Origin of the sequence: Thermodesulfobium sp. 4217-1 (assembly GCF_039822205.1) — a bacterium.
In the GTDB taxonomy this organism is placed as follows: domain Bacteria; phylum Thermodesulfobiota; class Thermodesulfobiia; order Thermodesulfobiales; family Thermodesulfobiaceae; genus Thermodesulfobium.
This window is the reverse complement of record NZ_JBAGBW010000010.1, coordinates 1-26,012: the sequence shown is the minus strand read 5'-3', so window position 1 is coordinate 26,012 and position 26,012 is coordinate 1. Positions and strand designations below refer to the sequence as shown.

Below are 26,012 nucleotides of genomic sequence, written 5' to 3'. Positions count from 1 at the left end.
ATTGTACTTCCCCTTTTTAGTTAATTTAACTGACAAAGCCCTATTAATCGTCGGCGCAGGCAGAGTTGCTTACAGGAAGGTGCTTCTATTTAAGAAGTTTACTAACAATATAACTATTATGGCACCTGAAATATGTCCTGAGATGGAAGCAGAAATTAAGAAATGCAATCTTAGCTATTTGAATAAATGTTTTGAAAATGGTGATACTCTTAACTTTGATATAGTTATTGCTGCAACTGACAATAGGGATGTGAACAAAATGGTGTCTTTTGAGTCCAAAAAATATAATAAGCTGGTAAACGTGGTTGACGATCCTGAGCTGTGTGGTTTTATAGTACCGTCTGTGATATGTGATGAAAACTTTTTGATTGCCTTTTCTACCTTTGGCAAGGCCCCTTCATTGTCAAGAGTCTTTAGGGAAGAGGCAGAGAAGAATTTTGACTCTGACTTTAATATCATTGTTGAATATCTTCAATCATTGAGAGATAATATGAAAAAGAAAGATTATTCATCGAAGGACAGAGAAAGGATCTTGATAGAATGCTCGCGCAAGGCATTTGAATACTTTAGGGATGGGAAGAGCATAACAGAAATTAAGGCGATGATTGAAAATTGCAATTAAGATTATTAGGTCTTAACTATAAAAGTGCTCCGTTAGATGTTAGAGAGAAAATTTCTTTGCCAAATCATAATGAACTGATTTCAGGGTTAGGGAAGCTCTTTGATATAGTCGAACCAGATGAGGCAATTATAATCTCCACCTGTAATAGAACTGAAGTGGTATGCGTGAATCCAAAGAAAGATATAATTGAATTCTTTTCGCACATTGCAAATATTCCAATAGAGTCTATAAAGGGTTGTACCTACTCGTTTTCAGACATCCAGGTAGCAAGGCACCTGTTTCTTGTCGCTTCCAGCCTTGACTCGCTGGTGGTTGGTGAGAGTCAGATTCTTTCTCAGATTAAAGATGCCTTGCAAGTTTCAAATGAAAATAATTTTTGCGGTTTGGTATTGAATCACTTAATTTCTCAAGCTATCCGAGTTGGAAAGAGAGTGAGAACGGAGACAGAAATAGGCAGAGGGAACCTTAGCGTAGCAACGGTTGCAATAGAGCTGGCAAATTCAATTTTCGGATCTATAGAAAAAAAGAAGATATTAGTGGTGGGTGCAGGCAAGATGTCCACTCTTTTCTTGAAAACTCTGAAAAATCATGGCGTTTCAGATATATTTATCAGCAATCGCAGCAGACAAAAGGGAGAAGAGGTTTCAAATGAATTTGGTGGGAAATTTTTTGAATTTGAAAAAAGATTTGATATCTTAAACGATGTTGATGTCGTGCTCTCATCTACTGGTTCATGTGATTATATTTTTTCTTATGATCAGGTAAGAACAAGCACTAAGAAAAGATCTGATCCTTTGTTTATGATCGATATTGCTATCCCAAGAGATATAGATCCCAAAATCAACAATATTGAAAATATTTTTTTATACAATATTGATGACTTAGCTAAGGTTGTAAAAAAAAATAAGTCAAGAAGACTAAAAGAGGTCCCAAGAATTGAAGAAATAATTGAAGAAGAGCTGAAGATATTTAATCACTGGTGCTATCTTAATAAAATAATTCCTACAATTTCAAAGATAAGAATCGATGCTGAAAAAATTAGAAAGGGTGAATTGGAGAAGACCCTTTCAAAGCTGGAGAACAAGCTTTCAGAGAAAGAGATTGAACAGATAGATGCAATGACCAAAGCTATAGTGAAAAGACTATTGCATAACCCGACCGTTCAACTAAAAAGGCATATTGACGACAAAAATTTAGAAAATATTATAAACATAACCGAGCTTCTCTTTAATTTAAATTCTGACTCATTATTATTAAATTTTGGTAAACATCAGGAGATAAAATGATTTTATTTGCCATTGACACCCTATTTTTGTCTTTCTTTTTCTCTATTTTAAATATTTTTAGGAAAAATAAATTTTATATATATCTTGCAGATATTTTTGCTTTATTATGTTTTTTTGACTTAGCTTATTTTATTACAAAGTCATATTTAATTACCGATAGTTTTTATATTAATATTTTTATCTATGAAAAGTTGATTTGTGCATTTCTGTTAACTATTTTTATCTATTTTAACAACAAAGAACATTGGCGAATTATCGCATTGTTTGTTATAGCATTTGCGGCGTTCTTTCTTGTCCATTCAGCAGTTTTTGACATTTCAACTGCTACTGAAATCAGCAGCATTTATATTAATAGCTTTCCTCAGATTCTTTTGTTTTTTCACTATATATTTGCTTCCATTGCCCAATCTTTATTCTTGTCCTCTTTTATTATTTCCTTCTTCTTCTTTTATGAGAGGTGGAGGGTAAAAAATAAAAGGTTCGGTCCGTTTATAAAGCTGCTCCCTTCATTGCCAGAATTAGACAAGAAGATTTTGCTTTTTATATCTTTGGGATTTGGCTTTCTGACCATATCATTGATACCTGGCTTTCTAATCGCAAAGGAAGTTTTTAAAAATTTCTATATATTTGATCCAAATAATTTATTAAATGTTACTTTGTGGTTAATGTTCCTAATATATATTGTAGTAAGAAAGAGAACAAAGGTTATGACTGAGAGACTTTCTCTGTTAGTATTGATATCAACTATTTTAACCTTTTTCTCTATCTTTCTTAGCTACTTTACCGTAACATTTCATAATTTCAGATGAGGAGTGCACTTTTGACTAAAAAAATTACAATAGGCTCGCGAGGCAGTAAACTTGCAATTACACAAACAAAATATGTAGCAGAACAGATTAGAAAATATGATAATGAAATTGAAATTGAAATAAAAATTATAAAAACTACCGGCGATAAACTTATGGTCGCTCTACATAAGGCGCCAGAAAGAGGTCTATTTGTTAAAGAGATTGAAGAGGCTCTCTTAAACAAGGATATAGATCTGGCCGTACATAGCATGAAGGATATACCCTCTGAGAGTCCAGACGATCTTGCGATATTTGCAGTGCCAGTGAGGGAGGACCCATCGGATGTAATAGTTCCACGAAAAGGCATTAGTATAGATAATATAAAAGACATTTTGCCTAATTCTATATTTGCAACGAGCAGTCTAAGGAGGATATCTCTAATTAGCAAGCTATCCAATGAGTTTAAGGTTGTAGACATTAGGGGTAATATTGATACCCGGTTGAAAAAACTCGACGATGGGCTTTGTGACTATCTTTTAATGGCTAATGCTGCTTTAAGAAGGCTAAAGATTGAGAGACGCACTCTTTCTCTTGATCCGTTTGAATTTGTGCCAGCAGTTGGTCAGGGTGCTCTTGCTATACAGGGAAGGAAGAAAGACCTGGACGATTATGCGGGAATAATAAAATTTTTAGATGATTTTGATACCAAGAGATCTACAGATATTGAGAGAAGAGTATTGGAGTTAATTGGAGGAGGATGTCAGATCCCATTTGGCTGTTATGTACATCCAATTAATAATAAAATTTTTAAGGTTGCAGCATTTATAAATAAATATGATAATATAAAACAAGTTTTATTTGAAGTGGATTCCAATAAAAATAAGAATGAGGTTGCGGATGAAATTTATAAGAAACTTTTTTCGTAATAAATTTTTCATATATTTTATTCAACCTGTTGCATTTGTAATTGTATTAAGCTTGCTTTTCTTTAGCGCTAACGCACAAGCACAGGAGAACACATTGAGCTTGAAGTTGGGAAATGGTATGGTAGTGGTATTAGGCGAGCAGCCATCGCTTAGCAAAATTAAAGAGCTAATTTTAGCCAACCAGAAAAAGTTCCAAACTGTTCAGGACCTTGCAGATTTTATTTCAAGTGAGCATATAGAAGGAATTAAAGAAATTGGACTTTTTGTATCTGACAATCTTCAACCCGATGAAAACGTAAAAAAGGTCTTTGATGGAACTTTGAAAGATGCTATTGACAAAGGTATAATTCCTTACCTGCCAAGCAATATAACTTTCTCTCAAGCAAGAGAATTTCTGGAGAATTTTGGATATAACGTGATATTTGGTCCTGGGGTTTACCCATTTGAAAGCAAACTAAACTGCGAAGTGAGGCTTGTGAGCTATGGTCTCAAAACTGGAAGCTATATTGAGATTAATGAAAAAAAATATTTTCCTAAAAATTTAGGCTATTTTTTAATTGCTATAGATCCGAACGATGGAAAGGTAATTAGCCAGGGCAATTTTGATACCTCTTTTCATCATAGAGAAAATGCTGCTTTAGTGGGCTATCTTCAATCTGTTCCCAAAAACTCGTTTTTATTGGGGGTAATAAATATAGAGGCGACCAGGAAGATGGATAGCGATTCCTATACACTTTTAAACCAGATGGGGTTGCATCTGGTTCCTCTTGGATATTACGGTTGGAGTCATGCCTTCATATTAAATGTAAAAAATAGGCAAGCCCTTGAAGACAGATCGGCAACTGTATCAGAATTGTATTATATTCCTCCCGAAAAACTTGATGAATCTGGTTTTATTAAGCTAATTAACAAGAAACCACTTCCAACAATCTATCTTGATGGTTTGAATTCTGATTCGAAAATTTTAGTTTTCTCATTGCCGCAAAATAGGAGGTTTTGATGTCTGAAAATAAGAAAAAGGTCATGATTGTTGAGTCGCCTTCTAAAACTAAGACTCTTTCTAAAATATTAGGAAAATCACTTAAAATATTGGCCTCTAAGGGTCACGTTCGTGATTTGCCAAAAACGCGTTTGGGTATTGATATTGAAAACAATTTTGATCCCACATTTAGAATTATGAAAGAAAAAAGCAAGCTTATTGAAAGTCTGAAAAAGGAAATAAAGGATGCAAAGGTGGTTTATCTTGCACCAGACCCCGATAGGGAGGGTGAGGCAATAGCCTGGCACTTAAAAGAAGTGCTTAAGCTAAAAGAAGGGCAGTACAAGAGGGTGTATTTCAACGAAATTACTGAAAAAGCAGTAAAAGAAGCAATGAAAAACTCTCGTGATTTAGACATAAAACTTATTGAAGCTCAGAAAACAAGAAGGATATTGGACAGGATCATAGGCTATAAGATATCGCCTTTTCTGTGGAAAACAATACAAAGAGGTCTTTCGGCTGGCAGAGTCCAGTCAGTAGCCTTGAGAATAGTGGTTGAAAGAGAAAGGGAGATTAGAAGCTTTGAGATAAAGAAATATTATACATTTCAAGTTAAATGTTTGGATGACAATAACAAAGAATTTACTCTAAAGCTTTGTGATAAAAAAAATAGTCCAATAAAATTTTTCGATGAAAACGAAGCCAATGAAGTTTTAAAAAAGCTGGAAAATTCAAATCTAAACATAAACAACTTAGATATCAAAGAAAAGAAGAAAAGTCCACCATTTCCTTTTATTACAAGCTCTTTGCAGCAAGAGGCTCAAAGAAAACACGGTTTTAGCGTAAAAAGAACAATGAAATTAGCACAAACATTGTATGAGGGTTTGCAAATTGGCGATGAGGGAAGCGTAGGACTGATTACTTATATGAGAACAGATTCTTTTAATGTCTCTATGGAGGCTCAAGAGAATGCCAAAGAGTTGATTGCAAAGTTGTTTGGAGAAAACTTTCACAAGAAATATTCTCCAAAAAAAATAAAGGGCAGCCAGGAAGCTCACGAGGCGATTAGGCCTGCCTCTATCTTTAGACAGCCTGATGAAATAAGACAATATATTAACAAAGAATACTATCTCTTATACGATCTAATTTGGAAAAGGTTTATGGCCAGTCAAATGGCAAATGCTGTCTATGATGCCCTTGAGATAAAGGGCGAAGTTGATAACTACTACTTTTTTGCGCGATTTATGAACTTGAAATTTCCGGGATATATGGTTTTGTGGGAAGAAGAAAAAGAGTTAGACGAGAACGATGAAATTTTCCCTGTTTTAACCGCTGGTAAGACTTATAAAATATCCTCAGTAGAAAAGATTGAGGGCGCTCTTTCTCCGCCCCCAAGGTATTCAGAGGCAAGTCTTGTAAAGAAGTTGGAAGAGCTCGGAATTGGAAGACCATCCACCTATGCTCCAACAATAATTACTCTCCAAGATAGAAATTATATTGAAAGAGAAGGAAGATTGCTGTTCCCTACAAAAATTGGCGAAGAAGTTACAGATATGTTGATTAAATATTTTCCAAACATCGTCGATTTTGAATTCACAGCCAAAATGGAAGACGACCTTGACAAAGTTTTCAATGAGGGGGATAGAATAAAACTTTTAAAAGACTTTTATCAACCTTTTGAGGAGAGTCTTCACAATTTTGAAGAAAATTCAAACGAAATATTGAACTCTTTAACTTCAGAGAAAAAGTGCCCTATATGTGGGTCTGAAATGAAATTGCGAATTAGTAAATTTGGCAGATTTTATTCTTGTACTAAATATCCAGAATGTAAAGGGAAATTGCCATTTGAAGACACTCCTACCGATTCAGAGGGTAATACAGAGCAACCTGTAAAAAAAGTTAACGCTGCAGTTGAGGAGTCTGATATTGACTGCCCGATATGTGGCAGCAAAATGGTGGTAAAAAAGAGTAGGTTTGGAAAATTTTTAGCTTGTTCAAGATATCCAGAATGCAAGGGAACTTTGCCATATGGTAAAAAGGTTGAGAAAAAGTGTCCAAAATGTGGTGGGCAGTTAATCAGAACTTTCAGCAAAAAAGGCAAGCCATATTTTAAATGTGTAAATAAAGAATGCGATTTTTATAGCTTTAAACTTACAGATATTGATGAGGGTGCAGCCAAAAAAGTTTTGAAAACAAAATCTTAGCTGTATGGTTTTTAATAAAAATTCTACCAGGATAAAAATAATAGGTGCAGGTTTGGCTGGTAGTGAGGCAGCACTTTTTTTATCTAAAAAAGGATATCTGATTGACTTATATGAAATGAGACCAAAGGTTAAGACTCCTATTCACAAGACAGATCTATTTGCTGAACTGGTGTGTAGCAATTCTCTTGGGACGACAAATATTTTTTCTGCATCAGGATTGCTAAAAGAAGAAATGCGAATTTTAGGTTCGAGTTTATTAAAAATTGCTGCTGATTGTTCTGTTGAAGCTGGTCAGGCGCTTGCAGTTGATAGAGAGAAGTTTTCACAATACATTACAGAAAAGATTATTTTTGACCCCAATATAAATGTGATTATAGACGAAGTAGAATCTATCCCAAAGAACAGCTTTGCTATTGTCGCTACAGGACCTCTTACATCAGATAAATTATTTAACAATCTTAGGGAATTTTTGGACGTAATGGAACTATATTTTTATGATGCTACATCTCCTATTATATCTTTTGACTCTATTGATATGGACAAGGCATTTTGTGCCAATAGATACAACAAAGGCGATAGTGCATATATAAATTGTCCTATGAACGAAGAAGACTATAACAATTTTTATGATGAGCTTATAAAAGCAGACAGTATAAAGGGCCACTTTTCAGACGAAGAAAGGTATTTTGAGGGTTGTATGCCAGTGGAAGAACTGGCTAGGAGAGGAAAACAGACTCTTTTGTATGGTCCTATGAAACCGCGAGGATTGATAGATCCAAAGACTCTTAAACAACCATTTTGTGCCGTGCAATTAAGGGCGGAGAATAAAGGCAATACATTATTTAATATGGTCGGATTTCAAACAAGGCTGCCTTTTAAAGAGCAAAATAGAATTTTCAGGCTTATCCCAGCTTTAAAAAATGCTGAGTTTGTAAGATATGGAGTAATGCATAGAAATATATATTTTAAGTCCTCTTCACTGATTAATGAAAATTTGGAATCAAAGAAGGTTGAAAATTTGTTTTTTGCTGGGCAGATTACAGGAACAGAGGGTTATATTGAAGCAGTTGCTACTGGATTGTTGGCGGCTATAAATTTAGATTTAAAAATTAATAATAAAAAGCCTCTTATCTTGCCAAGGACTACCGCATTGGGTTCTTTAATAAATCACATTATCAATGATACGACTGAAAAGCCTGCACCCATGCACGTATCTTTTGGCCTATTGGAGCCTCTAAGTAAGAATATGGGCAAGAAAATGAGATATGCTGAATATGTGAATAGATCGCTATTTGATTTAAATAAATGTCTTTTTGATTTACAATATAGTTATGAAGATAAGTAAATCACAAATCTATGAATTTTTAGACTATCTACGATATAACAAATTGTATTCTCAAAACACTTTAAGAGCTTACACAAATGACCTCTTTGAATGGATTGCCTTTTTGGAAGGTACTCATAAAGATTTTAAAGAATTTGAAATAACAAGTCTAACCTACAATTGGGTAATGAATTCTTCAAGCTCTAAAGTTTTAAAGAAGTCTTCAATTTCTAGGAAGATATCGGCAGTAAAGTCATTTTTAAATTATCTATACAAGTTTAAAATTATCGAGAATAAATTGGCTTTGACCTTGAAACTTCCAAAAAAAGATAGATTATTGCCTAAATATTTGAATTCCTCTGAGGTATCAGATGTAATTAACAAAAATCTTTTATCAGACGATCTTTTTGCAATCAGGAACTCTCTAATTGTTTTGTTGTTTTTCAATACTGGTATGAGAATAAGCGAATTGAAAAGTGTAAAATTGGATGATATAAACTTAGATAGAAATGAAATAAAGATTATTGGCAAGGGAAATAAAGAAAGAATTGTATTTTTTACAGGTTTGACTGGCGATCTCTTGAAGAGCTACCTTATAAAAAGGAGCAAGATAAAAACAGAAAACAGATATCTTTTTATTTCAAGATTGAAAAAGGGAATAAGTGAAAGAATGATAAGATATGTGGTTTCAAATATTTGGAAAGAGCAGACTGGAAAGAAAATTACTCCTCATCAGCTCAGGCATTCTCTGGCAACCTATCTGCTCAATCAAGGGGTAGAATTGAAATACATTCAAGAGATCTTGGGTCACGAGAGCATAAACACTACAAATGTCTATGCTAAGCTATCTGAGACGACTCTTAAAAAAGAGTACTATAGGTCATTGGAAAATTTAGAAAATAATATTTGAGAGAGGTGTTAACAATCAGACTTGATAAATCCAGAAAAAATGATGAATTAAGATCTATTGAAATTACAAAAAATTTTTTACTTTACCCTGAAGGGAGCGCGTTAATTTCTTTTGGTAACACAAAGGTAATATGTAACGCTTCAGTAGAGGACAGGGTACCCCCCTTTTTAAAAGGTTCTGGCAATGGATGGATTACTAGCGAATACAGTATGATACCGCGTGCGACTCAGGATAGGAATGTAAGAGAGAGCACCTCAGGCAGGGTTTCTGGAAGGAATCAAGAAATTCAAAGAATTATAGGAAGGTCATTAAGAAGTGCTGTGGATATGAGCCTTCTTGGCGAAAGAACAATATATATTGATTCAGAAGTAATTCAAGCTGATGCAGGAACAAGATGTGCGAGCATTACTGGTGGATTTGTGGCATTGGTGCTTGCTTTGAGGAAGCTGAAAGAGTACGGATTGATAAAAGTTAGTCCTTTAAAATATTATGTAGCAGCGGTATCGGTTGCAGTTTTGAATGACGAGGTTATATTAGATCCAAACTTTGAAGAAGATGTGGTTGCTGATGTGGATCTTAATATCATTGCAAATGAAAATAATGAGATAATAGAAATACAGGGAACTGCTGAGAAAAAGCCATTTTCTCGGGAAAAATTAAATGAAATACTCTATATTGGCCACAGTGGTATAGAACAGATAATTGCTATTCAGAAAAAGGTCTTAAAACTTACTCGTTAAAATTTTATTTTGAGGTGTTTAATTTGAAGATAAAAACTCTTAGCGTGGGCTATATTGGAGCGAATTGCTATATAGTGGAATTCGATGATAAAAGTGTAGCTTTAGTGGACCCTGGTGATGAAGGGGATAAGATTTTAGGTGAGTTTGATGCAGATAACTTGAAATGGATTCTTTTAACCCATGGGCATGCCGATCATATTATGGCTGTAAAAATGATAAAGGATAAGTGCAATCCTAAAATTATCGCTTCTATAAAAGAAAAAGATATGATTGAAAATCCAGATCTCAATCTCTCTACCCAATTTGGAAAGCCTTATAGCTTTGAGGCAGATCAATATGTGCAAGAGGGTACGATAAAGCTGAACAATCAAGAAGTTAGAGTTTTGGAGACTCCTGGTCACACTCCGGGCTCTGTCATATATATAATTGAAAATTATATGTTTACTGGCGATACACTTTTTAAAGGATCTATTGGCAGAATGGATTTGCCAGGAGGCAGCGAAAAGTTAATGAAAAATACTTTAAAAAAGCTATCGCTTATAGATGAAGATTATATTGTTTTGCCTGGACATGGTCCATCGACTTCTTTAAAGTATGAACAAAAAAACAATTCTTATTTTGTGTCATTTATCTAATATTACTTTGAAATTTACGGGAGAGTTATTTTAAATTATGCCAAAATTTCTAAAACTATCATCTTTTCAGAACGCATTGGATTACTGTGATATCTTTTCACCGATTGAACGCTTTGAGGAAATAAATATTTTTGATATTATCCATAGAGTATTGTTTGAAGACATGCATTCAAGATTTTCACTTCCTATAGCCGATCGCTCAAGCGTAGACGGCTTTGCAGTTTTTTCTGAAGAAACATTTGGCTCAAGTGAGAATACTCCTGTGCTATTAAAATTCTTAGGCGAACAAAGGGTAAGCGATCCTCCGCTAACTATTGAAAATGGAGGCTGTGTAAGGGTTGCGACGGGCAGCCCACTTCCCAATAACTCGAACGGTGTGGTTATGATAGAAAATGCAAAAATTTCGGGTGAATTTGTCGAGATATATAGGCCCATTTCTTATTTTGAAAATGTATTAAGAAAAGGCGAAGATTTTAAAAACGATGCTGTACTTTTAAATAAAGGCAAAAGAATTAATTTTAGAGATTGTGCTCTTTTGGCGTCTGCTGGTTTTAAAGAGGTCAAGGTTTATAAAAAGCCTAATGTGGCTATAATTTCGACGGGCGATGAAATTATATCGTATGATGAAGAGCTGACAATTTCAAAAATATATGATGCAAATGGACCACTGCTCGTGAACGGTCTAAAAGATTATGCAGATACTATTTTTTTAGGCGTTATTAAAGATATGAAAAACGAACTTGAATCAAAGATCAAGTTTGCAGTGGAAAACTATGATTGTGTATTTGTTTCTGGTGGGAGCTCAATTGGGGAGAGAGACTACATAGAAGAAATAATTGGCAATATAGGTGAGATTATCTATCACGGCTTTCTTGTTAAGCCAGGAAAGCCGCTTTTGCTTGGGAAGAGTGGAAAGGTGCCTATCATAGGGTATCCTGGTCATCCATTGCCAGTGATGGTTCATCTAAACCTTATCGGTTTGCCAGTCTTAAAAAAGTTGGGAGGAGATAACGACTTTTATCCTAAATCTGAGAGGGCGATTTTGCGCGATCCTATTTTTTCGGTGCCAGGTAGAGTAGATCTGATAATGGGTTACAAGCAAGACGATCTTGTGGTTCCTCTCTTAAGTAAGTCAGATTATATTTCATCTGCAGTGAAGGCTGAATTTATAATAAAGATTCCAGAAGACAGAGAGATTATATTGGAAGGTGAAGAGGTAGAAATATTTCTTTGGGACTGACCTACATCTATATTGAGTTTAAAGATATAAAATAATTTTGAGGGGTGTGAAAATGGCGAGGAAATTATATAGAAAGCTAATGGAGCCCAATCTCGCTTTGGGGCTTTTGCTTAAAGAAATAGAAAGATTGAATAAAGGCCCAATCGGTTCTGAGCTGGTAACAACTTCTATTTCTGGCGGCAGAATTGCTAGCGAGAATATAGTAGCTAAAATAGCTAGTCCAAACTTTCAATCTTCTGCTATGGATGGCTATGCACTTGTGGCAAAATCTACAAAAGAAGCCAGCGTTCATTCTCCTTTGACAATAAGCAAAGAAATGTTCATTGAAATTGATACGGGTGATTTTATCCCGCATCCTTATGATTGTGTAGTTATGGTAGAAAAAAACAGATTAAACCCAGATGGCTCTATAACTATATTTGAAGCGATGCATCCTGGAGAAAATATTAGATTGATAGGGGAAGACTTTAATCCTGGAGAAATAGTAGTTTTTGGGGGACAAAAAATCTCTTACTTTGAGATAATGGCTCTTCTTGCCACTGGAAATGACTCAGTTAAGGTAAATAAGAAGCCAAAGGCTGTAATAATAGCTACGGGGGATGAAATTACAGATAGCTATGAGAATACCGATAAAAATATGTATTTTAACTTTAACGGCCCAGCTATATCGTATTATCTTGAAATGAATGGAGCTCTGGTAGAAGAGACTCCTATATTGCCAGATAAAATAGAAGTCTTAGAAGAATATTTAAACAAATATAGTGATTTTGACTTAATATTGATGATAGGTGGCTCTTCATTTGGCAGAGATGACTATACAGCAAGTATTTTAGAAAAAAATGGAAACCTTCTTGCGCATGGAGTTTATCTAAGGCCAGGAAAGCCTGTAATACTCGGATCTTTCAATAAAGCAATATTTGTCGGTCTGCCTGGATACTCTGCGGCAGGCGCTGTAGTCCTGGACTATTTTATTAAACCTGCCCTAAATATGATGGTTGGTGCTGTAGAGTTTACCAAGAGCGTTCCTGTAAGCATCTACAAACCTATAACTTCAAGCTCAGGAGAAGAAGAGAGAATTAGGGGACAAGTTGCAACAATTAATGACAAAAGATATTTTTATCCGTTGGATAGGTCTTCGAGTTCAGTATCATCTTTATTATATGCTGACGGCGTGTGTATTATGGAAAAAGGAATTCAGGGAAGCAACAGTCAGGAAAAATTTGAATTTATATTCTGGAAAAAAGACGATCTAAGTGAAAATTCTATTGTGGTTCTTGGCAGTAATGACCCGCTGCTGCCATATATCTCATCTAAGCTATATAAAGATTTTAAGTTAAGGATTGTCTCTTCTCCTTCTGGGAGTTTGGCTGGAATTGCAGCATTGAAAGATGGGCTCTGTCATGTAGCCGCTACCCATTTATTTGATAGCCAAAGCGGAGAATATAATATTCCATATATATTAAAATATTTTGATAAAGGTGATACAATTTTATTAATGCTTGCACATAGACAGCAAGGGATGATGACGAAAAAGGGCAATCCTTTTAATGTATCAACTCTTGCAGACATAGTTACAAATGGACTAAGGATAGTAAACAGACAAAAAGGGGCTGGTACCAGAGTGCTATTAGATTATGAAATGAGCAAAGTTGGAATTAAGCCAAATCAGATTTTGGGTTATGAAAACGAAGTCTTTACTCATTATGCTGCTGCTACCAGCATACTTAGCGGTGTGGCTGACGTGGCCTTTGGCATTCAATATACTGCAGATTATTTAGGCTTAGACTTTATCCCATGGAAAAAAGAAAATTTTGAACTATGCATTCATAGAAATAACATAAATGATATTAAAATTGCACGCTTAATTGACTTAATTAAAAATAAATCTTTTATTAGTGAAGATATGAAGATGACTGGTTATGATTTTTCTGATACAGGAAAGATAAAGGAGGTGTAGGAGTGACAGATTTATATGGAAGAAATATAGATTATGTCAGGATTTCTATTACTGATAGATGCAATTTTAGATGTATTTATTGTATGCCCGAGCAGGGCGTAAACTTCATTCCACATGAAGAGATATTGAGTTTTGAAGAAATAGTCAGAACGATAAAGATTTTAAAAGAATTGGGCATTAAAAAAGTAAGGTTGACTGGCGGTGAGCCATTAGTTAGAAAAAACGTGGTAGGGCTTGTGAAAGAAATATCTAAAATAGGTTTGGATGACGTATCGCTTACCACGAACGGTTCTCTTTTAAATAGATATGCTGAAGATTTATATAAATCAGGCCTAAAAAGATTAAACGTTAGCCTTGACACCTTAAATTGTGAAAGGTTTGCAAGTATTACACGAAAAGGCGATCTTGTAAATGTTTTGGATGGTATTGAAAAGGCTATTGAAGTAGGTTTTAACCCTGTAAAATTAAATGTGGTAGTCATGAGGGGCATAAACGATCAAGACGATTTGATTGCTCTTGCAAACCTTGCAAGGGACAGAGAAATTCATGTAAGATTTATCGAGATAATGCCTATTGGCGATAGCGAACAAAAGGATAAATTTATCAGCTGCGATGAAATAAAAGATAATATTTCAAAGGTAGTTAAGCTCGAAATGGTCACAGGTCCTTTCGGAAACGGGCCTGCGGAATACTATAAATTTGAAAATGCTAAGGGCACACTGGGTTTTATTTCACCTCTTAGCAAGCACTTTTGTGCAAAGTGTAACAGAATAAGAATTACTTCAGATGGCATGATAAGACTGTGCCTATTCTCTGATGTAGAATACAATCTTAAAGAAAAACTTAGATCAGGTTTAGCTGATGATGACATAAAGAAGTTTATTTTAGAAACTTTATCCCTTAAACCAAAAGGTCACCCATATATTCAGGAAGCAAGAGAAATTTATCACAGAAATATGTCAGCCATTGGAGGATGAGATGTTTACACATTTAGATGAAGAGGGAAAGGCCTATATGGTAGACATCGGCGATAAGGTTGAAACAGTTAGGGTTGCGAAAGCACAGGCTTTTATTCGTTTGTCAGATAAAACTCTAAGCTTGATTAACGATCAGAAAGTTCCAAAGGGCGATATATTTTCTACATCCAGAATAGCTGGCATCTTAGCGGCGAAGAAGACCTGGGAGCTAATACCTTTGACTCATCCAATACCAATTAATCAAATAAATCTGGATTTTGAAGTTAAAGATAATGGAATTTTAATATTGTCGCAGGCAAGGACAAGTTTTAAAACTGGAGTGGAGATGGAGGCATTGGTAGCAGCTAACATAGCAGCACTTACAATATACGATATGATAAAGGCTGTAGAAAAGGGAGCTGTTATCGAAGACGTGAAGCTCTTGTATAAATCAGGCGGTAAGTCTGGCACTTATGAATACGTGTGATTTAATTAAAAATTAACCTATTAGAGGTGAGCTGATTTGGATAAAAAGGTTACGTTTGCAGTATTGACCTTGTCTGATTCTGGATACAAAGGAGAAAGAGAAGATCTAAGCGGCAAAAAGATTATAGAAATTTGTCACAATAGAGGATTTTTCTTGTCATCCTACGAGATCTTGCCAGATGAAAAAAATTTACTGATAGAAAAATTAATTGAGCTTTCCAACCAAAAAATAAATTTAATACTAACAACTGGCGGAACTGGGTTTTCTGATAGAGACAATACGCCTGAGGCCACTAAAGAGGTTATAGAAAAAGAAATACCTGGCATCCCTGAGGCTATGAGGAGTCTTAGCCTCCAAAAAACTAATAGGGCAATGCTCACAAGAGGCTTATGTGGAATTAGAAAAAAGTCGATAATATTAAATTTGCCCGGTAGCTTAAAGGCGGTAGATGAATGTCTGAACTTTGTGATCGATCCTCTTGAACATGGAATTGATATATTAATGGGCTGGGACAAAAATTGTGCAAGAACTTGATAGGGCTAAAAGACGCTATTCAGAGATAGTCGAAGAGCTTTTAAAGTATTTGCCATCCGTTAACTCACAAGATATTTTGTCTGCTGATTGTCTTGGAGAGATATTAAGTGAAGATGTAATCTTGAAAGAAAATTATCCAAAATATTTTGTCAGCAGGTTTGACGGCTACTTGTGTAAAGGGGTTGCTCCATTTAAGCTGGTTAAAGAAATATATCCTGGAGACAAGCTAAATTTTTCCATAAATAATAATGCCTGCATATTTTTTGCAACAGGCTCTTCTATAGAAAAAATAGATGACGGCTTAAAATTCTTTAAGATGGAAGACGTAAAGTTCGAAAATAATTTAATATTTCCTGCGTCTGAAGAAACTAAAAATAATTGGCTAAAACCTGGGAGTGAAATCCTTGATGGTGAGAAGCTTTTCTCTAAGGGAAGAAAACTTTCCGTTAAAGACAGATTCGCTTTAGAGCTTTTAGGCATTAGGTCTATCAAAGTATTTAAAAGGCCCAAGCTTAGCATAATCAACACTGGAACAGAGTTAATCAATACTGGTGATTTAGAAAAAGCTTTGCCGCTCTCAAGCTGGATAATCTCGCCTGTTGCACAATTTGATGGTTTTGAAGTCATTCAATCAGGTCCAATAGCAGATGAAGAATCTCTTCTGGAAGAGGTTCTGATTGAAAACAAAAAAAGCGATATCGTCTTGTTTATAGGTGGCACTGGCATGGGCAAAAAGGATCTTATAAGAAGGGTTCTAAATAAAAACTCTAAGCCAATATTTGAAAGGTTTAACACGCCAGTGGGCAAAAATAGCTATGCTTATTTATATGAAGACAAAATTATATTGGGCTTTTCAGGAATCGTTCAGGCAAGCGTAGCTCTTTATCATTTAATTTTGCGAAATTTGATATTTAAGCAGAGAGGATTGCAATTGGAAAATCTTGTTGATTTTTGTGATCTTTCAGAAAAGCCTGGAAGTGGCAGAAACAATTGGTATAAAAATGAGAAGATTGAAAACGGTAAGCTGATTCTAAAACAATGCAACTTCTTAAATTCTGAATTCGTCGGATTTTATTTCGACGAAGAGCTATTTATACAGAAGACATATTTTTTTAACCAAGTTTTTTAATGTTCTAAGCGGTTAAAATGATATAATAGACTAAATCGAGTTTATTTCAAGGGATTTTTATAAGTCCTGTGTAGGAATATGTTCAAATATTTTTTTATTCACGGGGTGAGATTGAGATGAAGTTTTTTTTAGCTTTTATATTTTTGTTTCTTCTAACTACTGTAGGCATTGCCTATGCTGATACACTGCCAAAGGTGCAAAATGTTTCTTACAAGACTACGGAAAATGGAGTAGAGGTTTTCGTCAATGTTCAGGGCAATCCAAATTTCAATTATTTTAGAATGGCAGACGGTAGAATAGTATTGGACATCGATAAATCAATCATTTCTAAGAAAGGTGATATATCAACTATCTCACCAATGGTAACTGGAATACATTTTGCACAAAATACACCTGATAAAGTTAGGGTGGTTATCGAAAGCGATAAAAATTATCCATATATTGTTTCAAGAGTCGCAGGTGGTTTGGAGGTTAATGTAGGGAGTTTCAAAGTTTCAGATTACAGTTCAAATAGGATTCAAAGTAGCTCTCCTATAACAAGGATTCAAAACAACTCTTTAAATACTCAAAACATAAGAACAGGTTTTAACGACACTCAATCAGATATAGTTGGCAATTCAGATGTGAACAATCCAGGCAATCTAAGATCTGTTTACGGGGGATTCAATAGCTATAGAGATATAAATTGCGGTATATATGCTGCATATTACAACATTATTCGAAAACCAGGCTATTACAATGGTGGCAATGAGTCAATTAGAAATATTATTTTTACTTGGGCGCCGCCTCGAGAAAACAATTCTTCTCGATATTTAAATGATGTAATTATGTATTGCAATAGATCTGGCCTAAATATAAACGAAGATACAAATTTTTCAAGTTTATCGTTGGAACAGCAAGAAATAGTATTAAGCGCTATTTTTAATGAAGAAGGAAATAGAGATTGGCTAAACGCAACCAAAACTCTCTCGAGCCAACAAAGGATTGCTTTAATCAACGACTCTATTTTGCAACACTCCACATCAAATTATATTGCTTCTAATTCAACCGAATCGGTACACCCCGTAGTTAACCCCACATCCAATTCTACAAGTGAGACAAGAAAAGCTAAACAGTCTTCCCCTGGAGTAGGTGGTATTTTAGGTAAAGCTATTGGCATACTTGGAAGCATTCTCTAAATACTTAGGTCGATAGCAAGATAAAAATTATTATATTGCTTACTATTGTTTGTTTTGATTTAGATGAGAAAATAATTGGATGGTGATAAATTGGATTCTAATGTAATAGTAGCACTTGACCTGGATGATGTTGATGAAATTAATAAGAAAATTAAAGAGCTTTCTGCTTTTACGAGCTGGTATAAAGTAGGCTATCAGATGTTAACTTCTATTGGCGTGAAGGAATCAGTGAAGATTGTAAAGTCTTATAATTGCAAGGTTTTTTTAGATATGAAATTATATGATATTCCAAATACTGTCGCTAAAGCGGTTAAGAATCTTTCAGCTCTGGATATTGATATGCTGACCATTCATGTTAGCGGCGGATCTAATATGATAAGAGAAGCTCTGAATAGCATCGATCCTAAGAGCAATACAAAGCTTTTGGGCGTCACTCTTTTAACGAGTTTCTCCATAGAAGAGGCCAAAAAAATTTATAATTTATATGATACTATAGATATAGTGAAAAAATTTGTAGAAATTGGTTATAATTCTGGATTGAGAGGATTTGTTTGTAGTCCTCTTGAATTAAAAGTATTGAAAAAAGAATTTCCAGACTGCTTTTTTGTCGTTCCGGGCATAAGGCCAGCCTGGAGCCTTAAGGATGATCAGGAAAGAATCTCTACGCCATACGATGCAAAATTGAATGGTGCGACATATATTGTGGTAGGAAGACCTATATTGAAGCCAAACAATAACTATTCTTCATCAGAAGCGTTAAAATCTATTATTGAGGAGTTTTATAAATGAAAGATAACAATGAAATTTTAGAATTTCTAAAAAAACATAATGCAATTGTATATGGTCATTTTCTATATACATCTGGTAAACATGGTGAAGTGTATATCAATAAAGACGCTCTATATATAAAGCCAAAAGTGATTTCAGAGCTTTGTATGGAGATTTCAAGGATGATTTGCGATGTGGATTTTGAAGTTATTTGCGCTCCGACGATTGGTGGCGTAATACTCTCCCAGTGGATTGCATATCACAGCTCAAATTTGAAAAATTCCGAGATATTTTCTGTCTTTTCTGAAGAAGTAGTTGGGAAAAGAGTTCTAAAGCGAGGCTATGACAGGGTTGTAGAGAACAAAAAGGTAATAGTAGTTGATGACATACTCACTACAGGATCTTCTATAAAAAAGGTTATAGATACCGTTAGAGATTGCAAAGGAATAGTTCAGGGCAGCGCTTGCCTGGTCAATAGAGGCAATGTAAGCTCAGACGCTATTGGTTCTCCGTTTTTGAAAAATCTTCTTAGCATTGATTTTCAGTCTTTTGACCCTGAAGACTGCCCCCTTTGTAAAAGCCAGATTCCTATAAATAGGGAGTTAGGAAAAGGTAAGAAAATTACTAATTTATGATCTCTGGTGAGAAATGGCGATTTAAATTTATATCACATATATTTAACGCCGATGTTTTTTTGGTAAATATTTTAGAAAAAAATAACTTTAGTGTTGAGTCAGTATTATCTAATAAAGAAAAAACAACAATATCAAAAAAATTTTTAGATTTTATAAAAAAAAACCAAAACAAAGACTATAAATTGCCCTTTTTCTACAAAGAGAAAGGGCACGTGTTTTTCGAAGAGTATTATTATTTAGATCATCATACATACATAATGCTTAAGTGCAATGTTAAAAACATACCAAATTTTAAACAATTTAATGACTTTAAAAACACTTTAATTCTTGGCTCCCTAAACGCCAATCCGTGTAAAGATCTTTTTTCAAGCACTATCTCAATTGAAGATGGAATTATTATTTTAGATGAAAATTCAAATGAGCTTTATGCATCCTCTAATGCGAGACTTATTTATACCAAGGCTACAAACACTACTGAATTCTCTAAGGGTGATACATGGAAAGAGTTCTTTTCAAAAAACAAATTTATGCATCCTACTATTTTTTCAAAAACTTTAAAAAATGAAAATTTTATGGCCCAGCTATCTTTCTTCCCACTGTATAAAGAAAATATCTTGAAATATTTCATAGTAATTGTAAGAGACCTTTCGAAAAATTTACAGCTTGAAATAGAAAAAGAAAAACAGATAAATACTATGAAGGAAATTCATCATATGATTAAAAATAATCTTCAAATTATCAAAAGTATTGTCAATATAAAGTCAAGAAGATTGTCTGATAAGGAATTAATAGAAGATATATCTATAAAGCTTGAATGTCTTGCAAGGGTGCACGAACAGCTGATAAATGTATCAGAAGAGCTCTCCCTCAGAGAATTATTAGAAAGTTTATTTAAGATTTTAGTTAGTTCTGGAAAAGAAAGACTATATATCTATGGAGATCTCTTAGGCGAATATCAAAAAATGTTGCTGTTAATACTTGCATTGATAGAATTGCTGCAAAACTCTATAAAACATGCCTTTGTAGCAGACGAAAGATCAAAGATATTTATTTCAATAATAAATAAAACTGACCTTGTTAGAATAACCTACCTTGATTTTGGAGATTTTAAAACTGAAGGATCTTCTAAGGGATATGGCAGCGACCTTGTAAAAAGCCTCCTGGTAGACGGTTTGAATGCCTCTTATAAAAGATTGCCGACTATTAATGGTACACTATTTGAGATTATTTTACAAAAATTTTGATATAATCTTTCTTTAAAATATTCCAGAAGAGGTGAACTGTGGCAAGCGAGATGAGGCAATCTTCCAAAAATAAAAATCCAATAAAAGTTTTTATTGCTGACGACGAGTTTTTGATTAGATTGGACATGAAAGAAGAGTTAGATAAAGAAGGATTTAAGGTCATTGGTGAGGCAAAAGACGGCGCTGAGGCTCTCTCTGAAATAAGAAGATTGAAACCTGATGTTAGCATTATCGATATTATGATGCCTCATTTGGATGGCCTTAGATTAGCTGAGAGGTTAAAAAACGATGACCTTGGAGCCATTGTTTTTTTGACTGCTTATAACAATCAGGATTTTATAGAGAGGGCATCAAAAATTGGTGCTTTTTCGTATTTATTGAAGCCCTATAGAATAGGCGAGCTAAAAAGCGCAATTCTCTTTGCTTATGAAAGATACAATGAGGCAAAAAAATTAAAAGAAATAAACAGCTCCCTTGAGGAATCTTTGAAAGCTAAGAATTCTCTTTATAGGGCTAAGCTATTTATAATGGAACAGACCAAATTAAGTGAGAATGAAGTTCATAAAAGAATGCAAGAATACTCTATGAATAATAGAATATCTATTGGAGAACTATCTGAAATAATTTTGAAATCAAAAAATATCCCCAAGGAAATTAAAAATCCTTAAATAATTTTGGATAGGCTTCGTAACCTATTTCATACAAATCTGAACCAATTTCTTCCTGGTTAGGATAATATCTAAGAATTGAAAATTTATTTATCAGTTTTATTATAATTAAATTTGATACCCATAAATAAGCAGAAGATAAGATAAAAATAAAGAAAATTCCAAAGCCATTTACTATACTAGAAACTATTATCAGAGAAGATAGACTTATTATAACTGGTACTATAAGGAAAAGAGGATCGTCAAATAAAAATTTCACTTCAATTTTATTTTGAATGTATATATTTATAAACGATATTAAGAATGTTAAAGCGAGTACTAAGTAGAATGGCTCTACTAAGCTGCCAGACACGGTAAAAATCATAAATGTAAAAAGTGACGATATTAATATCAAAGGATCTATTTTCTTTGCGATAAAGATAGAGGATAACGAACTAGCTATGATGGATAATGAGAAATTTGAAAAAGCAAACTGTATCCAGTTTGGATTGTTTTCTTGAAAAAAATTTATTGTAGAAAGTATGAAGATCAATGATCCAAAATAAATAAAGATAATATTATTTCCAGGTATCGCCATAGATCTTCCATCTTTTGTAAATCTGCCTATGCGCGGTCCTATAAGCTGGCTTACAGATAGACTCGACATTGACGAGTAGAGAGCTACCAAGAAAGTAAAAAGTAGCTGATCTGATTGATGAATGGTGAAATGCTTTAGAATTAGCGAAAACAAAAAAGAAAAAGCTGGATAGACAAGTAAGATTTGACATATCAAGTATATAAAAATAATCTTTATTGAAGTCTTTTCAATAAATTGGGTTACGATTATTGAAAGTGCGAATAGAGAAAATATAAAATATATAAAGTTAATTTGTATGTTTAAAATATAAAAAACTACCATTGGCAGGAAATTTAATGCGCTCAAAACAAGATAGATAGTAATCAACGTCAATACGTTCTTTGACCTGATAGAACCTACAGCCAAAATTTGAAATCCAATAAAGGCTATTAAAAAGGGTATATAGTTAAAATAATTCATGACAATATTCTATATCAATTTTATTTAAAAATAAAATTTTATTAAATTTAATGTATCTATATTTCGTCATAGAATATCCTGGCCACTTTAAAATTTTGTCCGATTTATTAACGAGAATTACTCTTATTAAACTGTATGGTTAAACATAAGCTTAATTTATTTACATAATATAAATGTTTATGTATAAATAAATATAAATATTCCCTATTTATAAAAAATTATATTTACATCTTAGATAAATACATGCTAATATGGTATACCTTAAATAAAATTTAGTTAAGTAATGATGGAGCAAGTCAGCTTTATATAAGATTTAATGTAAAAATTATTTGATAACAAAACTACACCAGTCAATAATGTTATTTAATTATCCTTTTTATATATTTTGTAATTAAATATAAGGAGGATGCCATGAGGGTTTTGTGGGTAACTTTTTGTTTTGTTTTATTTATTTTTCTATCTGGGTGTGGAGCTGGCGCAAAGACCAATGTTTCAAACAACTTAAGCGAAAACCAAAAAAATATTCAAATTGCACAAAATGAGGGTCAACAACAAAGTAATAACTATGTCAATTGGGTAGTTTTCACAGATCCCGTAGAGCAAGCCTTTAGTCTGGATATTCCGGATGGATGGAATGTAGATGGAGGTGTGAAGAGGATCTCAGAAATAGACATTAGATCGGGCACTACTGTACAGTCACCCGACCAAATGACTACTATCTTTTATGGTGACAGAAACATACCTATTTTTACAGTTCCAAATGCTCTTTTAGCAAGAGGTGGGTATCATGCTGGAATGTGGTATTATGCTGGTCCTGGAGTAAACTTGTTTATTGAGCCATATATGAGCGGTAGAGCATTTGCTGCAAAATGGGGATATTATAGAATATCGCACCTTTGTTCTAACGCTCAGATTACAAGTTCTGATGATTTAAACAACGCTAGTCAGGCAATGAATAATATATACGCACAGTATGGCATATACACGTCTATTGATTCTGGCGAAGCTACTTTCTCATGTTATTTAGATGGTACGCCCGAATATGGTTATGTTTATTCCGCAACAGAGCTTGTCCGAAATCAAACTGGTGAGTTGTGGGATGTAAAAACTTTTATTGGATTTGTAGCTCCTGCACAATTGACCAGAGAAACTTTTGACATCATAGTCCATATGGCACAAAGCTATAGATTGAACCCTCAATGGGTAGCTGCACAAAATAATATGAACGCTCAATATGAAAATATCGTTACACAATCAAACAATCAAATTTCAGACATGATATTTAAAGGTGGGCAGCAAAGACTCCAAGAGTATTATAATATTGGGCAAAAATATGACAGGGTCGTCGTAAAAAACGAATCAAATTATTATGATCCAACGACTAACACTACCTATAAAGGTGATAACAGATACGAATATCACTACATAACCAATGATAACCAGATAATCAATACAAATCATCCATTGCAAACCAACCAAAACTTACATGAATTGCAGCAACAGAATTAATAACTTGAGTTCTATTATATAGTTCTATTATTTTGGATCTCTAATCTTTTTTATTTGATTTGGACTTTTTATAAAATAATTTATCAATATATTTTTTAATCTAATTTCATTTGTTTCAAGATGCCTTATAATAATAGCTAAACTATTTACCAGGAGATTAATTTGAAAAAAAGAATTGAAGTTATTAAAAAATGTGCATTGGAAGCAGGTGAAATATTAAGATATTACTATTCAAATGAAATACACACCAGATTTAAGGGTAAGCTTGATATGGTTACTGATGCTGATATAAATTCTCAAGAAAAAATTGTAAGCATTATAAAATCTGAATTTCCAGATGACGAGATAATCGCAGAAGAAAATATTGAAAACACTTCTAATCTAAAATCTACCTGGATTATCGACCCTTTGGATGGCACAACCAATTTTGTGCATAGGTTGCCGTGGTTTGCTATATCCATTGCATATCTACACCAAGGAGATATAAAACTGGGACTAATTTACATCCCTCTATTAAATGAGCTTTTTTTTGCTGTTAAGGGCGAGGGTGCGTTCCTTAATGAAAAAAGAATTTCAGTCAGCAAGGAGGATAGCTTAGAAAAGTGTTTGGTAGGTACTGGATTTCCATATTCAATTCACGAGAATTATGAAGATATAGTCAGCAGATTTAAAAAGGTTTTAATTAACGTAAGGGGAGTAAGGAGACCTGGGGCTGCTGCACAAGATCTTGCTTATGTTTCTTGCGGCAGACTTGATGCATTCTACGAAGATGGGTTGAAGCCCTGGGATGTGGCGGCTGGGATACTTTTAATCAACGAAGCTGGTGGCAAGGTAACTGGTTACAATGGAGAAGAATATCAAATCGGAAAGTCAAACCAGATACTTGCTTCCAATCTATTTTTGCATGAAAAAATTAAAGAACTTATTTCTTTATAAACTGGAGGGTATAAATGAAATCTAAAGTTGTAGTGGTATTGTGCAGCACAGACGAACAGGTAATTAGAACTGGAATAATGTATGGAACAAACGCCTTGAAGAAGAACTGGTTCGAGGATGTAAAATTCATTATATTTGGCGGTGGGCAGGAGGTTTTATTGAAGAATGCAGATTTATTAAATAGTTTATTGGAGTTTAAACCCTTAGCCTGTAAATTTGTAGCAGATGAGAAGGGTATTGGAGATATATTGTCCAATAAAGGATTGGAAGTTATATATGTAGGTGAAACTTTATCAAATCTAATTAACGAAGGCTGGACTCCTTTAGTTTTTTAAATGTTTAACTTTAATCTTCAAACAATAATTATTGAAACATTAATCTATATTGTGGTGAATTTCTGTATAAAATTTATTTTGAACGATGACGAGTTTACAAATTTTAGAAAAGCCATAATGTTTGGCTACCTTATTTTTGCAAGCTTTTTTATGTCTATAGGAATTTTTCTGACTGTAAGCATACTTGTGATAATTTTAACCTTTGGGGTCAGAAAGTTTTTCGACTATTAGAATGAGAGTTATAACTTAGAAATCTAAAATATGATATAATTTTTTACATTAACAATTTGGAGGCTTGTACTTCTTATTAATTATCATGTAAAGGGATGGTGAACTTGGACCTTTATATAAATAGAAAAATTTTTAGTGTTCTTTTTCTCTTTCTTTTTCTCTTTCTTGGTTTAATTGTTACTTCATCTCTTTCTTATGCAGGTAGCGAAAATTTTGGTATGTGGCAGAATATTAAGGTACAAACCTATAACTACAACTTTGTCCCCGCTAAGGTTCTTTACAATTACTTATTGAAGAACAACGTTCCTTCTGATAAAGCTATTGAAATGGTTGGTATAGCTGGCGCGGAGAGCAATTATAATCCAAATATTATTGTAGACAATCCAAAGGGCGGAATTCTGCTCAGTTCAGGAGAACTATCATTGCCAGAGTATTCAGTTGGTCTATTTCAGATCAATTTGCTCGCTCATCATAATACTTTATGCAATGTATATAGCGTGTGTAACTGGCATGACCAGGTAAATTGGTTGATGAATCCTTATAATAATGCTAAATTTGCAATTTATCTCTCTGGAAACGGGCAAAATTTTGCGCCTTGGAGCACTTATAGGAATGGCAGCTACATTGCTTATGCTGAACAATTTTATAGTAGTTATAGTTCCTCACGTTAGATTTATTCTTATATATAATTTTTAAATATCTTTATTAAATTTAATAGCTTTTTGCATCAAATAAAAGCGCCAATTCTTTCTTAT

The 26,012-nt window shown here is 33.8% G+C and carries 27 protein-coding genes; 26 read left to right on the top strand and 1 reads right to left on the bottom strand.

Features of this window, described 5'->3' with window-relative positions:
* Position 1 precedes the first annotated feature (1 nt).
* From V4762_RS05165 to V4762_RS05065, 21 genes are all read left to right on the top strand, one after another.
* The gene (locus V4762_RS05165) at positions 2–622 is read left to right on the top strand and encodes a precorrin-2 dehydrogenase/sirohydrochlorin ferrochelatase family protein (RefSeq protein WP_347314714.1); all 621 of its coding nucleotides are present in this window, start codon (positions 2–4) and stop codon (positions 620–622) included.
* The gene (hemA, locus tag V4762_RS05160) at positions 613–1,908 is read left to right on the top strand and encodes a glutamyl-tRNA reductase (RefSeq protein ID WP_347314713.1); all 1,296 of its coding nucleotides are present in this window, start codon (positions 613–615) and stop codon (positions 1,906–1,908) included. Before V4762_RS05165 ends, hemA begins: the two co-directional genes overlap by 10 nt.
* Entirely contained in the window at positions 1,905–2,717 is an 813-nt protein-coding gene (gene ccsA, locus V4762_RS05155; protein WP_347314712.1) for a cytochrome c biogenesis protein CcsA, read from the top strand. The genes hemA and ccsA overlap by 4 nt, the downstream gene beginning before the upstream one ends.
* An 11-nt stretch (positions 2,718–2,728) precedes the next feature.
* Entirely contained in the window at positions 2,729–3,622 is an 894-nt protein-coding gene (hemC, locus tag V4762_RS05150; RefSeq protein WP_347314711.1) for a hydroxymethylbilane synthase, read from the top strand.
* Positions 3,594–4,622: an interleukin-like EMT inducer domain-containing protein gene (locus V4762_RS05145; RefSeq protein WP_347314710.1), complete on the top strand. Its 1,029-nt coding sequence runs from the start codon at positions 3,594–3,596 to the stop codon at positions 4,620–4,622. The genes hemC and V4762_RS05145 overlap by 29 nt, the downstream gene beginning before the upstream one ends.
* Positions 4,622–6,805, top strand: coding sequence for a type I DNA topoisomerase (gene topA, locus V4762_RS05140; protein ID WP_347314709.1), 2,184 nt, complete (start codon positions 4,622–4,624; stop codon positions 6,803–6,805). The genes V4762_RS05145 and topA overlap by 1 nt, the downstream gene beginning before the upstream one ends.
* Before the next feature lie 4 nt (positions 6,806–6,809).
* The gene (gene trmFO / locus V4762_RS05135) at positions 6,810–8,150 is read left to right on the top strand and encodes a methylenetetrahydrofolate--tRNA-(uracil(54)-C(5))-methyltransferase (FADH(2)-oxidizing) TrmFO (RefSeq protein WP_347314708.1); all 1,341 of its coding nucleotides are present in this window, start codon (positions 6,810–6,812) and stop codon (positions 8,148–8,150) included.
* Positions 8,137–9,039, top strand: coding sequence for a tyrosine-type recombinase/integrase (locus V4762_RS05130; protein ID WP_347314707.1), 903 nt, complete (start codon positions 8,137–8,139; stop codon positions 9,037–9,039). Before trmFO ends, V4762_RS05130 begins: the two co-directional genes overlap by 14 nt.
* Positions 9,040–9,053: 14 nt before the next feature.
* Positions 9,054–9,779, top strand: a complete 726-nt coding sequence (rph, locus tag V4762_RS05125; RefSeq protein ID WP_347314756.1) for a ribonuclease PH — start codon at positions 9,054–9,056, stop codon at positions 9,777–9,779.
* A 23-nt stretch (positions 9,780–9,802) separates the two neighbouring features.
* Positions 9,803–10,414: an MBL fold metallo-hydrolase gene (locus V4762_RS05120; protein WP_347314706.1), complete on the top strand. Its 612-nt coding sequence runs from the start codon at positions 9,803–9,805 to the stop codon at positions 10,412–10,414.
* A gap of 37 nt (positions 10,415–10,451) precedes the next feature.
* On the top strand, positions 10,452–11,654 hold the full coding sequence (locus V4762_RS05115) for a molybdopterin molybdotransferase MoeA (RefSeq protein ID WP_347314705.1): 1,203 nt from the start codon (positions 10,452–10,454) through the stop codon (positions 11,652–11,654).
* 52 nt (positions 11,655–11,706) lie between these two features.
* Positions 11,707–13,611 carry a molybdopterin biosynthesis protein gene (locus V4762_RS05110; protein ID WP_347314704.1) on the top strand — a complete coding sequence of 635 codons (1,905 nt, stop codon included), beginning with the start codon at positions 11,707–11,709 and terminating at the stop codon, positions 13,609–13,611.
* Between the two features lie 2 nt (positions 13,612–13,613).
* Entirely contained in the window at positions 13,614–14,588 is a 975-nt protein-coding gene (gene moaA / locus V4762_RS05105) for a GTP 3',8-cyclase MoaA (protein ID WP_347314703.1), read from the top strand.
* Position 14,589: 1 nt separating this feature from the next.
* Positions 14,590–15,054: a cyclic pyranopterin monophosphate synthase MoaC gene (moaC, locus tag V4762_RS05100; protein WP_347314702.1), complete on the top strand. Its 465-nt coding sequence runs from the start codon at positions 14,590–14,592 to the stop codon at positions 15,052–15,054.
* 36 nt (positions 15,055–15,090) lie between these two features.
* A complete protein-coding gene (locus tag V4762_RS05095) occupies positions 15,091–15,588 on the top strand; it encodes a MogA/MoaB family molybdenum cofactor biosynthesis protein (RefSeq protein WP_347314701.1) in 498 nt (165 codons plus the stop codon).
* Complete coding sequence (locus V4762_RS05090) at positions 15,575–16,717, top strand: molybdopterin-binding protein (RefSeq protein ID WP_347314700.1); 1,143 nt, start codon at positions 15,575–15,577, stop codon at positions 16,715–16,717. Before V4762_RS05095 ends, V4762_RS05090 begins: the two co-directional genes overlap by 14 nt.
* 116 nt (positions 16,718–16,833) lie before the next feature.
* On the top strand, positions 16,834–17,895 hold the full coding sequence (locus tag V4762_RS05085; protein WP_347314699.1) for an AMIN domain-containing protein: 1,062 nt from the start codon (positions 16,834–16,836) through the stop codon (positions 17,893–17,895).
* Positions 17,896–17,985: 90 nt separating this feature from the next.
* On the top strand, positions 17,986–18,684 hold the full coding sequence (pyrF, locus tag V4762_RS05080; protein WP_347314698.1) for an orotidine-5'-phosphate decarboxylase: 699 nt from the start codon (positions 17,986–17,988) through the stop codon (positions 18,682–18,684).
* Positions 18,681–19,298 carry a phosphoribosyltransferase family protein gene (locus V4762_RS05075; RefSeq protein ID WP_347314697.1) on the top strand — a complete coding sequence of 206 codons (618 nt, stop codon included), beginning with the start codon at positions 18,681–18,683 and terminating at the stop codon, positions 19,296–19,298. The genes pyrF and V4762_RS05075 overlap by 4 nt, the downstream gene beginning before the upstream one ends.
* Complete coding sequence (locus tag V4762_RS05070) at positions 19,295–20,542, top strand: histidine kinase dimerization/phosphoacceptor domain -containing protein (RefSeq protein ID WP_347314696.1); 1,248 nt, start codon at positions 19,295–19,297, stop codon at positions 20,540–20,542. Before V4762_RS05075 ends, V4762_RS05070 begins: the two co-directional genes overlap by 4 nt.
* A gap of 38 nt (positions 20,543–20,580) precedes the next feature.
* On the top strand, positions 20,581–21,210 hold the full coding sequence (locus V4762_RS05065; protein ID WP_347314695.1) for an ANTAR domain-containing response regulator: 630 nt from the start codon (positions 20,581–20,583) through the stop codon (positions 21,208–21,210).
* Here V4762_RS05065 and V4762_RS05060 read toward each other — a convergent pair.
* The gene (locus V4762_RS05060; RefSeq protein WP_347314694.1) at positions 21,197–22,246 is read right to left on the bottom strand and encodes a hypothetical protein; all 1,050 of its coding nucleotides are present in this window, start codon (positions 22,244–22,246) and stop codon (positions 21,197–21,199) included. The two genes, V4762_RS05065 and V4762_RS05060, sit on opposite strands and share 14 nt — an antisense overlap.
* 411 nt (positions 22,247–22,657) lie before the next feature.
* Here V4762_RS05060 and V4762_RS05055 point away from each other — a divergent pair, with 411 nt between their 5' ends.
* The 5 genes from V4762_RS05055 to V4762_RS05035 all read left to right on the top strand — a co-directional run bounded on the left by V4762_RS05055 (position 22,658) and on the right by V4762_RS05035 (position 25,928).
* On the top strand, positions 22,658–23,755 hold the full coding sequence (locus tag V4762_RS05055) for a hypothetical protein (protein ID WP_347314693.1): 1,098 nt from the start codon (positions 22,658–22,660) through the stop codon (positions 23,753–23,755).
* Positions 23,756–23,917: 162 nt separating this feature from the next.
* Complete coding sequence (locus V4762_RS05050) at positions 23,918–24,691, top strand: inositol monophosphatase family protein (protein ID WP_347314692.1); 774 nt, start codon at positions 23,918–23,920, stop codon at positions 24,689–24,691.
* A gap of 14 nt (positions 24,692–24,705) precedes the next feature.
* Positions 24,706–25,026, top strand: coding sequence for a hypothetical protein (locus V4762_RS05045; protein WP_347314691.1), 321 nt, complete (start codon positions 24,706–24,708; stop codon positions 25,024–25,026).
* Positions 25,027–25,257 carry a hypothetical protein gene (locus tag V4762_RS05040; protein WP_347314690.1) on the top strand — a complete coding sequence of 77 codons (231 nt, stop codon included), beginning with the start codon at positions 25,027–25,029 and terminating at the stop codon, positions 25,255–25,257.
* 104 nt (positions 25,258–25,361) lie between these two features.
* On the top strand, positions 25,362–25,928 hold the full coding sequence (locus V4762_RS05035) for a hypothetical protein (protein ID WP_347314689.1): 567 nt from the start codon (positions 25,362–25,364) through the stop codon (positions 25,926–25,928).
* Positions 25,929–26,012 lie beyond the last annotated feature (84 nt).